The 14,112-nt window shown below is 60.5% G+C and carries 14 protein-coding genes, 1 tRNA gene and 1 pseudogene; 3 read left to right on the top strand and 13 right to left on the bottom strand.

Translation table 11 applies throughout. The annotated features are described in order from the left end of the window. Window positions 1-43: 43 nt before the first annotated feature. The 3 genes from ACM62R_RS14910 to ACM62R_RS14900 all read right to left on the bottom strand — a co-directional run bounded on the left by ACM62R_RS14910 (window position 44) and on the right by ACM62R_RS14900 (window position 3,117). Window positions 44-829, bottom strand: coding sequence for an ABC transporter permease (locus ACM62R_RS14910; RefSeq protein ID WP_415184835.1), 786 nt, complete (start codon window positions 827-829; stop codon window positions 44-46). Continuing rightward, window positions 829-2,007: an ABC transporter permease gene (locus ACM62R_RS14905; protein ID WP_415184834.1), complete on the bottom strand. Its 1,179-nt coding sequence runs from the start codon at window positions 2,005-2,007 to the stop codon at window positions 829-831. Before ACM62R_RS14905 ends, ACM62R_RS14910 begins: the two co-directional genes overlap by 1 nt. Window positions 2,008-2,082: 75 nt before the next feature. Further along, a complete protein-coding gene (locus tag ACM62R_RS14900; protein WP_415184833.1) occupies window positions 2,083-3,117 on the bottom strand; it encodes an ABC transporter substrate-binding protein in 1,035 nt (344 codons plus the stop codon). Window positions 3,118-3,314: 197 nt separating this feature from the next. Between ACM62R_RS14900 and ACM62R_RS14895 the strand changes: the two genes are divergently transcribed. The 3 genes from ACM62R_RS14895 to ACM62R_RS14885 all read left to right on the top strand — a co-directional run bounded on the left by ACM62R_RS14895 (window position 3,315) and on the right by ACM62R_RS14885 (window position 6,483). Next, window positions 3,315-3,923, top strand: coding sequence for a helix-turn-helix domain-containing protein (locus ACM62R_RS14895; protein ID WP_415184832.1), 609 nt, complete (start codon window positions 3,315-3,317; stop codon window positions 3,921-3,923). Between the two features lie 243 nt (window positions 3,924-4,166). After that, entirely contained in the window at window positions 4,167-4,586 is a 420-nt protein-coding gene (locus ACM62R_RS14890; RefSeq protein WP_415184831.1) for a hypothetical protein, read from the top strand. Between the two features lie 145 nt (window positions 4,587-4,731). Further along, complete coding sequence (locus ACM62R_RS14885) at window positions 4,732-6,483, top strand: PHA/PHB synthase family protein (protein WP_415184830.1); 1,752 nt, start codon at window positions 4,732-4,734, stop codon at window positions 6,481-6,483. 66 nt (window positions 6,484-6,549) lie between these two features. On the opposite strand, the gene ACM62R_RS14880 is transcribed toward ACM62R_RS14885, so the two are convergent. The 10 genes and pseudogenes from ACM62R_RS14880 to fdhE all read right to left on the bottom strand — a co-directional run bounded on the left by ACM62R_RS14880 (window position 6,550) and on the right by fdhE (window position 14,088). Beyond that, window positions 6,550-6,990 (bottom strand): glycine cleavage system protein H, encoded by a 441-nt coding sequence (locus ACM62R_RS14880; protein WP_415184829.1) that lies wholly within the window; start codon window positions 6,988-6,990, stop codon window positions 6,550-6,552. A 24-nt stretch (window positions 6,991-7,014) separates the two neighbouring features. After that, complete coding sequence (locus ACM62R_RS14875; protein WP_415184828.1) at window positions 7,015-7,392, bottom strand: DsrE family protein; 378 nt, start codon at window positions 7,390-7,392, stop codon at window positions 7,015-7,017. Further along, the gene (locus tag ACM62R_RS14870) at window positions 7,389-8,078 is read right to left on the bottom strand and encodes a biotin/lipoate A/B protein ligase family protein (protein ID WP_415184827.1); all 690 of its coding nucleotides are present in this window, start codon (window positions 8,076-8,078) and stop codon (window positions 7,389-7,391) included. The genes ACM62R_RS14875 and ACM62R_RS14870 overlap by 4 nt, the downstream gene beginning before the upstream one ends. After that, window positions 8,075-8,461 (bottom strand): hypothetical protein, encoded by a 387-nt coding sequence (locus ACM62R_RS14865; protein ID WP_415184826.1) that lies wholly within the window; start codon window positions 8,459-8,461, stop codon window positions 8,075-8,077. The genes ACM62R_RS14870 and ACM62R_RS14865 overlap by 4 nt, the downstream gene beginning before the upstream one ends. Window position 8,462: 1 nt before the next feature. Then, complete coding sequence (locus ACM62R_RS14860) at window positions 8,463-8,924, bottom strand: hypothetical protein (protein ID WP_415184825.1); 462 nt, start codon at window positions 8,922-8,924, stop codon at window positions 8,463-8,465. Between the two features lie 20 nt (window positions 8,925-8,944). After that, window positions 8,945-9,040 (bottom strand) — tRNA-Sec (locus ACM62R_RS14855). Between the two features lie 117 nt (window positions 9,041-9,157). Beyond that, window positions 9,158-10,987: pseudogene (gene selB, locus ACM62R_RS14850) on the bottom strand (selenocysteine-specific translation elongation factor); the annotation flags it as partial. Next, a complete protein-coding gene (locus tag ACM62R_RS14845) occupies window positions 10,984-11,775 on the bottom strand; it encodes a tetratricopeptide repeat protein (RefSeq protein ID WP_415184824.1) in 792 nt (263 codons plus the stop codon). The gene ACM62R_RS14845 and the pseudogene selB, both read right to left, overlap by 4 nt. Then, window positions 11,772-13,166 (bottom strand): L-seryl-tRNA(Sec) selenium transferase, encoded by a 1,395-nt coding sequence (gene selA / locus ACM62R_RS14840; RefSeq protein ID WP_415184823.1) that lies wholly within the window; start codon window positions 13,164-13,166, stop codon window positions 11,772-11,774. Before selA ends, ACM62R_RS14845 begins: the two co-directional genes overlap by 4 nt. 4 nt (window positions 13,167-13,170) lie before the next feature. Next, the gene (gene fdhE, locus ACM62R_RS14835) at window positions 13,171-14,088 is read right to left on the bottom strand and encodes a formate dehydrogenase accessory protein FdhE (protein WP_415184822.1); all 918 of its coding nucleotides are present in this window, start codon (window positions 14,086-14,088) and stop codon (window positions 13,171-13,173) included. Window positions 14,089-14,112 lie beyond the last annotated feature (24 nt).

The following is a 14,112-nucleotide window of genomic DNA, read 5'->3' as shown; positions in this document are numbered from 1 at the left end:
GCGTTGCGGGTACGCGGTGCCATGCCTTGCGGCAGCACTGCGCCTAGGGTTTGGCGGTATAGGCGCTGCGCTTTTGCAGCCAGCCCATCAGCGCGATGAATACCATCGAAACAACCGACAGCATCAGCGCCACCACGACGATTGTGGGCTCCAACCGATCGCGCAGGCTGGAAAACAGAACCTTGGGAAGTGTCATTGTTTCCGGCGAGGCCAGAAATAGCGCGACCACCACTTCGTCAAACGAGGTGATGAAGGCAAACAGCGCACCCGTCAAAAAGCTGGGAAGCGTAAGCTGCAATGTAACCGTGCGAAACCGATACCAACGCGACGCCCCCATTGAGGCACCGGCGCGGTCAAGCTCTGGGTTGAGGCCTTTTAACCCTGTCATTACAGACAAGAACACCAGCGGCGCCCCCAAAATGGAGTGGGCCAGTATCAACGAAATATAGGTGCCGCTAGCCCCGATCCGGGCGAAAGCGTAATACATCGCGACCCCGATCACGACCGATGGAATTACCAAGGGCGAGATGAACAAGACAGAAAGCACGATTTGTGTGGCTTTGCGGCTGGCCATCGTGCCCATTGCTGCCGTACCGCCAATGAGCAGCGCCAGAACCATCGCGCCCAGCGCCACCTTGAAACTGTTGCCCAGCGCAAAAAGCCATGGTGCGCGGGTCAGCACTTCGTGAAACCAATTCAGGGTAAAACCCTCCATCGGGTAGTTCAGAAAGGTGCTGTCGTTAAAGGCCAGCGGCAGCACGATCAGCAGCGGCAAGACCAGAAACAGCACGGCAAGGCTTGCGCTGACGGTATAGATGATTTTGGACATCACTTCGCCTCCGATCGCCAGCCAAGGGCGCGGCGTAGACCGGCACCCGCGACCAGCAGGACAATTACGCATGCCAGCAGCATGATTGACAGAACCGACGCCATGCCCCAGTTCAGGCCCCGCTGCACGAAATCAGCAATGTAGTAGGACAGCATCTGGTCACCCGGCCCGCCGGTCAGTGCCGGGGTGACGTAGAACCCCAACGCCAGAATGAACACCGTGCCGCCCCCAACGGCGACTCCGCGGAGTGTCTGGGGGAAATAGACCCTGAGAAATGTCTCGATCGGGCCTGCACCAAGGGACCGTGATGCATCGCCCTGCGATACCGGAATGGTGCGCATGACGTTCATCATCGGCAAAATTGCAAAAGGCAAAAGCACATGGGTCATTGCGACAACCGTGCCGAACCGGTTGAAGATCAGTTGTAAGGGCTCTGAGGTCAGCCCCAGCGTCATCAGAAATTTGTTAACAAGCCCGTTGGTCTGTAGCAAAACAACCCAAGCCGTCGTCCGCACCAGGATCGAGGTCCAGAAACTCAGCAGCACCGCGACCAACACAATCGCCCGCACGCGTGGGGTACCATTGGCTATTGCGTAGGCAATGGGAAAACCGATCAGCAATGTCAACAATGTGACCTGTGCGCCGATGGTCAATGTGCGAAGGGTGATCCAAAGGTAAATGTCATCACCCTCGGCAATGGCCATGTTCCCCTCGGCATCGGGCTTCAACCCGGTGGCGCGTTGAAAATGACGCATGGTGATAGGCTCGACGTTGCGCTTGAGGGTATCCCAATAGACCTGTTCGCCCCACCGCGGATCGACGGTTTTCAACCCGTCGAGCGTGGGATCGACGGTCTTGAGCGCCTTGCCGGTATCAATGATAAGCGAGCGAAACCCGCCAAGCTCTTGGTTAAGCAGGCGGCCGGATTCGGCACGATCCTGTTTGCTCATCGTGCCAAGGTCGGTGATCAGCGCCGCCGCCGCCTCATCGCTCATTTCAGCCGAACCGACTTCTGAGAAATAATTTGAAACGTGGCTGAAACGCTCGCTGAGGACCCCGTTGTCCACGCTCATGGCGCCAATCGACAAAAGCGGTGCCACATAAAGCGCCATATACACTGCCAAAGGCAGAACAAGTATCAGCAGCATCGCGGTGCGGCTGCCTTTTCCCTGTGTCATCGTATTCTTTCCGAGGTCTGGGGAAATGACGGATGCGAGGGGTTAGCCCTCGCATCCGGTGAAGTCAGTTCGGCGTTACTGGGTAACCCAGTTGTTCCAACGCTGCGCGATCTGATCGTTGTTGTCGATCCAGAAAGCGTCATCCAGCACGAAAGCATCTTTGACGTTGTCGCCCGCGGGAATGTTTGCGGCAACTTCGGGTGGCAGCATTGCTGCCACTTTCACGTTGGTCGGACCGTAGGGGTAAAGCGTGGAAAACTCGGCCTGAGGCTCTGCGGTGTTTGCAAATTGCAGGAATTCCATCGCCAGCTCCTTGTTCGGTGAGTTTGCGGGAATCGCCCATGTGTCGATGCTGTAACCGTTGTTCGTCCAGACGAACTTCAGTTTTTTGCCGTCGTCCTGTGCGCTGGTGATCCGGCCGTTATAAGACGAACTCATCACCACGTTACCAGCAGCAAGCCATTCCACAGGCTGTGCGCCCGCATCCCAGAACTGCAAGTCCTGCTTGATCGTGTCAAGTTTGGCAAAGGCACGGTCCAGCCCTTCGGGGGTTGCCATCAGATCATAGATTTCATCGGGCGCGGCACCATCCGCCAGCAGCGCAAATTCGAGGTTGTATTTGGGGCCCGCACGCAGGCCACGCTTGCCGGGCCATTTTTCCGTGTTGAAGAAGTCTGCCCAGTTTGCCGGCGCTTCGGTAACGCTGTCTGCATTGTAGGCCAGCCCGGTCGACACGACCATCGTGCCTGCGCCACACTCGCGCACCGCGGCGGGCAGCAGATCTTCTTTGCCGCCAAGCGTGTCCCAATCAATTTCCTCGAATAGCCCTTCGTCGCAGCCAACCTGAATATCGCCCGCCTCAACCGAGACCACGTCCCAGATGACGTTGCCGGTATCTGCCATGGTCTTGAACTCGGCCAAACCGCCCAGATAGGTGTCTTCAACAAAGGCAATCCCTTTGCTTTTGCTGAACGGTTCAAAGTAGGCAGCGCGCTGGGCGTCCTGATAGTTGCCGCCCCAGCTTGCAAATGTCAGATCGCGCGCCTGCGCAGTGCCTGCCGCCGCAATCGCCAGTAGCGACGTCGTCAGCAGTCCTATTGCCTTGTTCATTATTTAGACCCTCCACGGTTGTTCAGATGCAGGCAGTGATGCCCGCCATATACCAATGTCGTGTTTACGCGCCTGATCTCCTCGGTCAGGGGCATAAGCAGCAGCCGGATTCGGCTGCCTTACGCGCAATTAAGCCTTGATTGAAATGTTTTTCAATCTATTTCATTCTAGACGTAACATTAAAGAGGTGGCAACCTATGAATATGACCAATGTTGACACCCGGATTTGCCCACAAGACGACGGTAAGGTTCATGATATCGGTCAACGCTTGCGTCTGCGACGAAAACTTCGCGGGCTGTCGCTTAAGGATGTATCCGGGCGGGCAAGAGTATCTATCGGTTTGCTCAGTCAGGTTGAAAGAGGGCTGACCATGCCGTCGGTCAATTCCATGACGGCAATCTGTGCCGCATTGGAAATGCCGGTTAGCTGGTTATTTGACGCAATGCACGCCACAGCTGCCGAAGACGCCGATATTGTCGTGCGTCGATCCAACCGACGCGAGTTGACCTATGACGGCGGCAGGCTTCGCAAAGAGTTGCTGACCCCCGATAGCCAGCCCGAAATTCAGATGCTGCGTTTTATCATGCAGCCGGGGGGCAGTTGTGGGGAGCCCTACAACAGCCCACAGGGTGGTAAATGTGGTGTGGTGCTTCGTGGCACACTGGGGCTTGAACTTGATGATCGCAGCTTTCAAATCGAGGCGGGCGATAGTTTTGCTTTTCCCGCAACTGCGATGACGCGGTTCTGGACGATCGGGGAAGAGGTTTGCGAAGTGTTCTGGATTGTCGCCCCGGCGACCCTGTGACCATTGATGCCATGAATTACCGTATTGACTGAACAGGTTGCAGTTCAGCGTGCCAACGATTGCCCGGGCCCGATCCGTGGCGTTCAAAATGCGGGCAGCGCCTTCTTGCCTGCGACGACAGGCGTACTTGACTCATTTGCTCGACTCGCCCAAGCCATGATAGGGTCTGGCGCTCAGGTTTTACTGATCCGGATGAGCGACCTTGGCCCAGCAATGCTGTGATCCGTTTCTACTTACATCTCGATGGAGGATTTTACGATGCCGAAGTGGGACCTACCTCAAGTTGCGCCCGGTACCAAAGTATCATTTGGTCCAATGATGTCACCACAGGTGAACCGTTTTTTGCTGACACAGACCCTGCTTATGGACGAGGTTAAGAAGTTTTCGAGCAATTGGTACAAGCGTCGCCAGAATGTGGGTCAGGCGGCCATGCGCGCCGCAACCGTTGCGCGCGTCGCTGATCCTGCCGAAATGGTCAAGGCGATGGCCGAGTTTCAGGCGCATCAAGTTCAGTGCCTGACCGAAGATACCCGTGAGTGCATGGAAATGATGGCGCGTTGCGCGGGTCATATAGTTCTTGATGAACCGGAAACGGTAGAAGACATCACCGCCGAGGCTGGCAAAAGCGAAAACCACTATTCAGCAAAGGCAATCCCGGTCTAAGCCGCCCCGCCTTCAACAAGGGCGAAGGCCCTTGTATCGCATGGCAGCCGAGGCGGGTGCGACCAACCCTTGCAACCCGCCTGCCGAAAACCAGAGTATCCCGTTGCCAAATTGATATTGGTCTTTGCTAAGGGGGAAAAGTCAGATGGTCGAGATTAAATCAAAGATCGTAGCCGAGATCCCCAAGCAGAAAGACGGGCTGGATCTGCATGTCGTCGCCAACACCATTGACCGTTTGGCCCACGCCAATGTTGCCAAATACACCGGTGGTCTTTCGCCCATTGCCCTGGGTCAGGTCTGGTGGGACTGGGCGGCGCATTTGGCCACGTCGCCAGGGCGACAAATGGAATTGGCGGCCATCGCGGGGGTTAACGCCGCCAAGCTGTCTCAGGATCTGTGGCGCTGCAGCTGCGTCGAGGACGATGTGCGCTATAGCGACCCGGCATGGCGCGCCTGGCCGTTCAATGTGCTGGCCATGACCCATAAGGCGCAGGAAGATTGGTGGGCCGAGGCGACAACCGGCCTGTCAGGCGTGTCAGCTGCACATGAGCGTGTCGCCAGTTTCGTGGCACGGCAATTGTTGGATATGGCCGCCCCCACGAACAACCTGTTGACCAACCCCGAAGTGCAGCGTGAAACACTTCGGCAAGGTGGCCAGAACCTTGTTCGTGGCCTGCAGCATATGCGTGAAGATATGATGTTGTCCGCAACCGGGCAGCGCCCCGCCGGGATGGAAGAATTCAAGGTCGGAAGCACGCTTGCCGCAACGTCTGGAAAGGTGGTGTTTCGCAACCACCTGATGGAACTTATTCAATACGCGCCAACGACGGGCGCCGTACGCCCCGAGCCCGTCCTGATCGTGCCGGCATGGATCATGAAATACTATATTCTTGATCTGTCGCCCCATAACTCCATGATCAACTGGCTGGTGGGTCAGGGGTATACCGTCTTTTGCATCTCATGGCGCAATCCCGGCCCCAAAGACCGCGATTTGGGGATGGATGCCTATCTTGATATGGGTGTCATGGCGGCATTGCAGGCGGTGGGCGACATCTGCGGTGCCGCCAAAATACACGCCACGGGCTATTGTCTTGGCGGCACGCTTTTGACAATTGCAGCGGCTGCGATGGGGCGTGACGGCGATGACCGCCTGGCCTCGGTCAGCCTTTTGGCGGCACAGGCAGATTTTACCGAAGCGGGCGAACTGACGCTGTTCATCAGCGACAGCCAGCTGTCGCTTTTGGAAGACATGATGTGGCGGCAGGGCGTTCTTGAAGCCGATCAAATGGCCGGAACCTTTCAGATCCTCAGGTCCAATGACCTTATCTGGAGCCGGATGGTCCGCGAGTATCTTTTGGGACGGCGCGGCGAGCCGAACGATCTGATGGCGTGGAATGCCGATACAACGCGAATGCCATACCGGATGCATTCCGAGTATCTGCGGCGACTTTATCTGAATAACGATCTGGCAGAGGGGCGGCTGACAGTAAATGGCCGCGCAGTTTCGCTGACCGATATCAAAGAACCGATCTTTGCCGTGGGAACCGAACGGGACCACGTTGCCCCTTGGAAATCCGCTTACAAGATTCAGCGGCTGACTGAAACCGACACGGTGTTTGTGCTTGCCAGTGGCGGACATAACGGCGGGATAGTGTCGCAACCGGGCCGTCCACATCGCCATTACCGCATTCACGCGACACCGCATAACGCGCCCTATGTGGATGCTGATGACTGGGCAAATATCGCCAAACGCCGCGAGGGGTCGTGGTGGCCTGCATGGGTCGATTGGCTGGGCAAGCATTCAACCGATGCGGTGAAACCGCCAGCCATGGGCGCCCCAAAGGCCGGCTTGCCGCCGCTTTGCGATGCGCCGGGTGAATATATCTATCAGAAATGACCGCGGCGTAGCGGCGGGCGAACTCGGCCGCATCAGTATCAATGGGGTGCATCTGCTGCGCTGGGCTTAGCCTTGGCAGCCCTCAAAGCCCATGCTTTCCATCCAGTCTTCATACGCTTGGGCGACCGCTGCACCGGTCACCAGGGTTGCTGCCCAATCCTTTTTCTGGGGGGCCAGTACGAACATCCAGCCTTCACCATAACAATCCCGGTTGACCATCCCGGCCCGCGCCATGATGGCGGCGTTCAGCCCAATGATTTTGCCGTCAAACCCGGCCTTGACCGACCCCACCCATTTCGCACTTTCAATGGTGGCAATCGCCCGGCCCGTTGAAAAACTATGGTCGACGGGCTTTGGGGTAAAGATCAGCACCTCGCGCGCAAGTGCCACACCAACCGGCGTCACGCCTGCCCGCAGGGTACCGTCGGCCAGTAGTTGGTACCAGACATGGCGCGCAACATCAAAATACAATTCGTCCGGAAATTTGCAGCCGCGCACAGTGGCCATGCGGAACCCCCTTTTCTTTTTGCTCTAATAGGTCAGCACCCGGTACTCATCTTCCATCACGCCGCGCAGCATGGTGGCCGCACCCATCAGGCCGGAACATTCCCCAATCAGATCATCCTCGGTGACGTTGAAGAGGTCAAGATTGGCCGGGCAGGCCCAAAAACGCGCGCCATGGCCATGGGCTTCGCGGATCCAGTCGTGAACGGTCATCGGGTGACCGGGTTTGACGTGCAAGCCCTGCGCAATGCCCTTGATCATCAGCTTGCCAGCGGTTGCTGCGCAGACCACATCCACTTCATAATCCATCGCGGCGGCGACGGCGGCGTGATAGAACGGCGCACCCAATTCCTCGGGGTTGCGTGGATCGGTGTTCACCAGAACGATCAATAGGCGGCGGCTCATGCGGTCACCTCGGGCAGGGTGACGCCCCGTGCCAGTTCGGTTTCTGCTGCGGATAACGTTCCGGTAGCGATTTGCAGGCCAAGCGCATCCGCGATGGCGGCGGTAACGGCATCCGTGACGGCCCGCATGTCGGGCGTATTCCTCGCAGCCAAGGCCAGCGTAGTTACCGGCAAGCTATCAACCCCCAAAAGCACTGCCATTTCATCAAGGTCTGGCATCACCAAAAGACTGCCCTGGTGCAGCATTGAGGTCACGTCAAACAGCCCCGCAGTGCCGCCGATTTTCTGCCCGCCCGTCGTAATGTCACCCGGCGCCCGAAAGCTCGCCGTCGCGCCAAAAGGGGCCAGCGCGGCGGCAACGGCAGTGCAGATACCTGCGCTAACCTCTTCGGGGGCCATGGCCCGGGGCCGGGTGATCAGCAGATCCCACGCCAGAACACCGGGGCCCATGGCCACCGCGCCGCCCCCTGAAACGCGCCGCACGATCTGCGCGCCCAACCGGGCGCAAGCTGCCGCATCAATCTGGCTTTTCGGGGAATGCAGCCCTAGTAAGACCGCGCGGTGATAGCGGTGCAGGCGCAGCGTATCCCCGATTTGCCCGCGCTGGTGCAGGTCAGACAGCGCAGCCGTAACCGCCACATTCCAATCCGCACCTGCAAGGCCAGTGTCGATCACCCGAAGGGTCATTGCGCCGCAACCTCATCCACCCGCAACCGCCGCCCCTTACGGTCAAAGAAATGCCCGGCGTTCAGCAGGGTGCGATCCTCAATCAGGCTCTGCACATGGTCTTTCAGCGCGATTTTGGCGGCGCTGTCCGCAATCGGGCCGTTATCGTCGGGGTCGGTGCGGACCGAGAATAGAACACCGTCCCAATCCGCCCCCGCCTTATCGAAAAGCTGTGCCATGTCAGACCAGATCAGATCCGACCCCATCACATGAACATGGCTGGAGCGGAGCGGCCGCACGGTATGGTCTTCGATTTTCACCAGCACGATCAATGCGGTGAAGGCCCCGATGCGGGAAATTTCGTCACGGATCCAGTCGTCAAAAAGGCTAGGGCGGGGGGTCATCTTAAACCTCGACAAGCGGAAGTTCGGGAATGTCACGTTCCATCAGGCCCAGGAAGGGCGTCCCGCGGTCGGCCGCGTGCCAGGCTTCGAAATCGGCCAGAACGGGCAGCACGGCGTTGATTGTGCTTGGGTCGGCATCCTCGCGTGTGGCTTGCCAAACCGCCCTGGTGACGGGCGCGAAGCGGTCGGCCAGATCACGCTGCGCCTGTGTTGCGCCGTTGAGGCCCGCTTCGCGCAGCAGCGCCGTGCGGCCTGCGGCAAGGGCGGGCTCTTCTTCTGCCTCGGGGCGGACGGTTGCGGCAAGGCTGCGCAACAGGTTCAGCCGCCGCCACGCAAATTCGCGTGCCATGCGCAGTTCAGCCGTGCGGCGGGCGGCCTCTTGCTGATGCTGCGCTTCGGCACGGTTTGCGTCACGCGCCTGTGTTTCCAGCTGATCCAGACACTCTTTGAACGTGGTGGTCATGCGACATCTCCGTTTGATACTGGCGGAAGAGAGTGGGAGTCGAACCCACCAAGGACTGTCTCACAGCCCCTCCCGGATTTGAAGTCCGGACGCCCCACCGGGGACGCTTCTCCTCCTGACGGGGCGGGGGGTGCCCGGTCACTGTCGCGCGTAAACAGGTTGCGGCGACGTGGGTTTATTCGGCGTTGATCGCCCCGGCGGATGGTAACGCCGTGACGATCAAGGAATTCGAGTATTTCGATGGCAACTTTGCGCCCGTTGTCAACCCGGTCGCGAAAATCAGCGGCGCTGAACAGCGTCTTTTGCGCGTCAAGATCGGCGACAATCTCGACCATCTCGCCCAAGGTGTCGCGCAAGAAGAAGTGGTCGCGGCCAATCTCATGCACCCGACCCATGCGCGACAGGGATCTGAACAGATCACGGATGTCGGCATCGGATTCATGAAGATCATGGGCAATGTCGCGCACGCGGGGCGGGCGAAAGCGCGCCTCACCGGCCAGCATCGGCATGATGCGCTGCCAGATCGCCTCGGCCTTGGGGTCAAGACGCACCTCATGCGTGGCAAGGCGGACCCAAGCGCCGTCCAGCACCACCTGACCGGCCATGGGGGGGGCTTGCAAAAACGCGCGGAACAGGGCGGCAGGAAGCTGCGGGTCAGTCAGTTGGCGCAACCGCTCCAGCCCCATGCCCACGAAATGCGGATGCGCGGCGTGATAGGCCGCCAACGCCTCGTGTGCCTTCGCCATCAAGGTGGCAGCGCGGGTGTGCGACAGGGCCAATGTCCGCCCCTCGGCGCCGATCAATAGCGGCTCTGTTTCGGTTAAAAGCCCGTCCATTCGTGCGGGCGTAACGCCGCGGTCACGGGCAAAAATGGCGGGGTCCAGGTGCCCCGGCGGCAGGTCCAGCAGGGCCCGCAGCACTGTTGCATCGTCGCGGCTGTCTTGGGCGGCAATGCGGGCCAGCCGTTCGGGTGTGCGGCGGCGTCGTTCAGGCGCCCGCAGATCAATCAGCACGCCGCCACCCACCGTCCGCCGGGCGCTGGTATCGCGGATCACGAAACGGTCGCCGCTGATCGCGGCAATGGGGCGTTCGGGCACAATCTGCACCAGCCCCTCGCCACCCGGAGGAATTGGCTGGTCTGACAGCAAAACGATGCGCGCCGGTAGTTCTGCCGCGCCGTGGTGAAGGTGAACGGGCATCCATTGCGTGACCGGCGAAAGTTCCGTCGCAAGAACCCGAAGCCGCGCATCAATGCGGCCTGTGGGGGCGTGTAGGTGCGGCGCTAGGATCATGTCTCCCCGCGCAATCGCAGTGCGGTGAACGCCCGCCCCCGCAAGGTTAAGTGCACAGCGATCGCCGGTATTGCCTTGGCTCGCCTCGCGGTTCTGGGCATGTAGCCCGCGCACCCGGACAGGCAGCCCGCTGGGGCTGACGATCAACTCGTCACCCGGCTGGACATGGCCTGACAGCACCATACCCGTCACGACCGTGCCCGACCCGTGGATGGTAAAGCTGCGGTCGACAGCAAGGCGAAAAGGCGCCGTTGTTGGCCGTGTTCCGGTTTGCTGCGCCGCCCTGCAAAGCCGTTGGCGCAGACCGTCGATACCCGCGCCGGTGGCAGATGAAACCGGCACAATTTCCGCACCTTCCAGCGCCGTGCCAATCAGCAGGTTGGCAATCTGGTTTTGCGCGGCGGCAATCTGGTCTGGGTCGGCAAGATCGGTCTTGGTCAAGGCGACGATGCCGCGCGATATGCCCAGAAGGTTGAGAATGGCCAGATGTTCGCGCGTTTGCGGCATTACCCCATCATCTGCGGCCACAGCCAACAGCATCAGATCAATACCTGCCGCGCCCGCCAGCATGTTGCGGATCAACCGTTCATGGCCAGGCACATCGACAAAGCCGATCACCGTGTCATCCGGGGCGGGCATATAGGCAAAGCCCAGATCAACAGTGATGCCGCGGGCTTTTTCTTCTTTCAAGCGGTCGGTATCGGTGCCGGTCAGCGCCCGCACAAGCGAGGTTTTGCCGTGGTCGATATGCCCAGCGGTGCCGACGATCATGACACAACCCCGGGCGGCGTGGCGGCAAGGCGGCGGGCACGGCCCTGTTCTTCCAGCGACAATGCAGCGGCGGCGCGGGTCAGGAACGGATAGGCCAAGGGGCTGCCCGCCGCGTGGCCGCGCAGCAGCCAGACAAACGCCATGAACGGATCACACGCCACCCCGGCCCCGATCAGCATTGCCGCACCCAGCATCGCCTGCGCATCGCCATTGCCAAGGTCAGCTGCGCGTTGCCACCATTGGGCGGCAAGCGTTGGGTCACGGTCCACCCCAAGCGCGTTGTGGTGGATCATCCCCAGCCGTGTCATTGCCGCGGCATTACCCAGATCGGCGGCGGCTTTTGCAAGGTAGCGCGCCTGCGCGGGGTCGGGGGGCAGTATCTCGCCCTCGGTCAGCATCCAGCTAAGCATGTCCATCGCCTCGGCATCGCCCTGATCGGCGGCCCGGCGGTAAAGCTCGGCTGCGCGGGTGGGGTCTTCGGGGATGCCTTCGCCGCGAAAGCAGGCGTGGGCCAGTTGCCGCTGCCCTGCTGCGTCGCCCGCTTCGGCGGCCAGCATGAACCAGCGCGCGGCAATTGCCGGATCGCGATCTACGCCCAACCCGGCCGCAAAGCACAGGCCCACGCGGGTTTGCGCGCCTGCATGGCCCTGTTGCGCCAGCGGCCCCCAAAGGGCCAGTGCTGCATCGTAATCGCCCTGACGGGTGGCACTATCCGCCAGCCGCATCTTTTCCTCATCTGATGGCGTCGGCGCGAGACTTTGGCGCAGGCGGTCTATAAGCCCGGTCATGGCCGCTCAAACCCGGTCAGATTGGCGCGAAATGCAGCAGGATCCTCCAGACAGCGCAGATCAAGGATGAAGGTATCTTGGGCGATGCGCCCGATGACCGGCACCGGCAAGGCGCGAAATGCTGCCGCCAGCGCAATGACCCGCTGCCCGCTGGCCTTGGGGTTGGCTGCATGCAGGGCAAGCCCGGCGCTGGGGATCGTGTCGGTGGGTAGCGCGCCAGACCCGATCTGGCTGTGGCAATCGGTAACCGAAACGTCGAATTCGGGGCCAACGGCATTGGCCAGTGCTGCGTTTAGATCCTGGGCCAGTGTGGCGATGTCGGCCTGCGGGCGGGCAAGATGGCGCAGCGTGGGCAGACGTTCGGCAAGGCGGTCGGGATCTTGGTAAAGGCGCAGCGTTGCCTCAAGCGCGGCCAGCCGCAACTTATCCAGCCGTAACGCGCGCTTCATCGGGTTGCGGTTCAGCGCGGCTATCAGGTCGCGCCGCCCCAGAATGAACCCGGCCTGTGGGCCGCCCAACAGTTTATCACCGGAAAACGTCACCAGATCGGCGCCTTCGGCCAAGGCTTCGGCAACGGTGGGTTCATGTCGCAGGCCCCAACACGCCAGATCAACCAGCGTGCCCGACCCCAGATCATTGACCAGAGGAAGCCCCTTTTGCCGGGCAATCGCGGCCAACGTGGGGGCCGGAACCTCTTTGTGAAACCCCTCAACCCGGTAGTTTGAGGTATGGACCTTGAATAAAAGCGCGGTATCGGGCCCGATGGCCTGTTCGTAATCGGCAGGATGGGTGCGGTTGGTGGTGCCAACCTCGACGATCTGCGTGCCGGCGCGGGCCATGATGTCGGGCATCCGGAAACTGCCGCCAATCTCGATCAGCTCGCCGCGTGAAATAACGGTTTCGCGCCCGGCGGCAAAGGTGTTCAGCACCAGCAGCACCGCTGCGGCATTGTTGTTGACCACGGTCGCATCCTCGGCCCCGGTCAGCGCCACCAGAAGATCGCGCAAGATAGTGTCACGTTCGCCGCGCTTGCCGCTTTCAAGATCGTATTCCAGCGCAAGCGCGTTGCGCATCGCCAATGTGGCGGCGGCCACCGCTTCTTCGGCCAGAAGGGCGCGACCCAGATTGGTGTGAAGCACCGTACCGGTCAGATTGTAGACCGGCCGCAGCGGCGATTGGCACGCGGCTTGCAGCAGGGCGTCTGCTGCAAGGGCGACGGTTTCGGGGTCGGTCGGGGTGGATTGCGGCGCGGCCCTGATCTCGGTAAGGGTCTGGCGGATTGCGTTGACGGTCAGCGCATGGCCATGGCGCGACAGGGCGGCCACCCCCGCACCGCTGCGCAGCACCAGATCAACCGAGGGAAGCTGCCGGTATGCCGCCCGCCCTGTCATGCCGCTAATACCCTGTCAGAAATGGGTTTGCCGCACCGCGCCGTAGCCCCTGGTCTTTTAGCAAAAGATCAAGGGCCAATGTGGCCACATCATCAGCAATCGGGTCAAGCCCGGCGTCCAACCGCTGATAAAGCACTTTTACATAGCTGTTGCAGTCGCCGCAAACCTCGGCCTTGACGCTGCCGTTGCCGCCGTCCACCTCACGGAAACTGATTTTTCCGGTTGCGGCGCATTGCGTGCATTTTGCGCGGACATAGTGCCAAAGCGTGCTACAAAGCGCGCAGGAACAGTATCGGTTGCCTTCATATTTGGGCCACTCGACGATCAGGCTTGCAGAAGGGCCACCGCCGCAAGTGGGGCAGACACCATCGGCCACCGGGGCCAGGTCTTCGGCGGTCAATTGCGCCGCGCGCATCGCAAACCCGATCTGAAGGGCTGCGGCGATAAAGGCGTGCTCGGCGGCCTCTTCAAGGGGGATGGTGTCATCAAGCACATTGGCAATCAATGCGCGGCGTGTCTGATGATCGCAATTGCTGACGCGCGCCAAGGCCGCCTGTGCTTCGTCGGGCATGGCAATGTTCGCCATGCTTTCGACAATCCGGTCGATCAGTGTGAATGTTTGCGTATCGGGCACAAAGCTGGTGCGGTTCAGCGGTGGCATCGCGTGGCGATGCGCCTTGGTCAGCGCTGCGGTATCCGGCAGGTCGGGCTGCGGCGCAGTACGGGCTATAATGTCCTGCGCCGCCGCCAGCTCCGCCAGGAACTCCAGATAAGGGGCAAGCCCGTGACCTTTTGCCAGCGTATGCAGCCTTGCTGCGCGGCTGGCAAAAAGTGTCGCCGGATCTGGCAGACGGGCAAAAGGCGGCTTCGGGATCGTATGGATCACTGAGGGGTCGGGTTTCGGGTTTGATTTATCAGTCAATTCTTACCTCATGGGTCACACGGA

Origin of the sequence: Phaeovulum sp. (genome assembly GCF_047638075.1) — a bacterium.
GTDB lineage: Bacteria > Pseudomonadota > Alphaproteobacteria > Rhodobacterales > Rhodobacteraceae > UBA6197.
Note: the sequence above shows the minus strand (reverse complement) of the source record. Positions and strands in the feature narration are given on the sequence as shown.

Coding starts and splice junctions, on each gene's coding strand:
- ACM62R_RS14910 (WP_415184835.1), bottom strand. CDS start 829: ATGTCCAAAATCATCTATACCGTCAGCGCAAGCCTTGCCGTGCTGTTT.
- ACM62R_RS14905 (WP_415184834.1), bottom strand. CDS start 2,007: ATGACACAGGGAAAAGGCAGCCGCACCGCGATGCTGCTGATACTTGTT.
- ACM62R_RS14900 (WP_415184833.1), bottom strand. CDS start 3,117: ATGAACAAGGCAATAGGACTGCTGACGACGTCGCTACTGGCGATTGCG.
- ACM62R_RS14895 (WP_415184832.1), top strand. CDS start 3,315: ATGAATATGACCAATGTTGACACCCGGATTTGCCCACAAGACGACGGT.
- ACM62R_RS14890 (WP_415184831.1), top strand. CDS start 4,167: ATGGAGGATTTTACGATGCCGAAGTGGGACCTACCTCAAGTTGCGCCC.
- ACM62R_RS14885 (WP_415184830.1), top strand. CDS start 4,732: ATGGTCGAGATTAAATCAAAGATCGTAGCCGAGATCCCCAAGCAGAAA.
- ACM62R_RS14880 (WP_415184829.1), bottom strand. CDS start 6,990: ATGGCCACTGTGCGCGGCTGCAAATTTCCGGACGAATTGTATTTTGAT.
- ACM62R_RS14875 (WP_415184828.1), bottom strand. CDS start 7,392: ATGAGCCGCCGCCTATTGATCGTTCTGGTGAACACCGATCCACGCAAC.
- ACM62R_RS14870 (WP_415184827.1), bottom strand. CDS start 8,078: ATGACCCTTCGGGTGATCGACACTGGCCTTGCAGGTGCGGATTGGAAT.
- ACM62R_RS14865 (WP_415184826.1), bottom strand. CDS start 8,461: ATGACCCCCCGCCCTAGCCTTTTTGACGACTGGATCCGTGACGAAATT.
- ACM62R_RS14860 (WP_415184825.1), bottom strand. CDS start 8,924: ATGACCACCACGTTCAAAGAGTGTCTGGATCAGCTGGAAACACAGGCG.
- ACM62R_RS14845 (WP_415184824.1), bottom strand. CDS start 11,775: ATGACCGGGCTTATAGACCGCCTGCGCCAAAGTCTCGCGCCGACGCCA.
- selA (WP_415184823.1), bottom strand. CDS start 13,166: ATGACAGGGCGGGCGGCATACCGGCAGCTTCCCTCGGTTGATCTGGTG.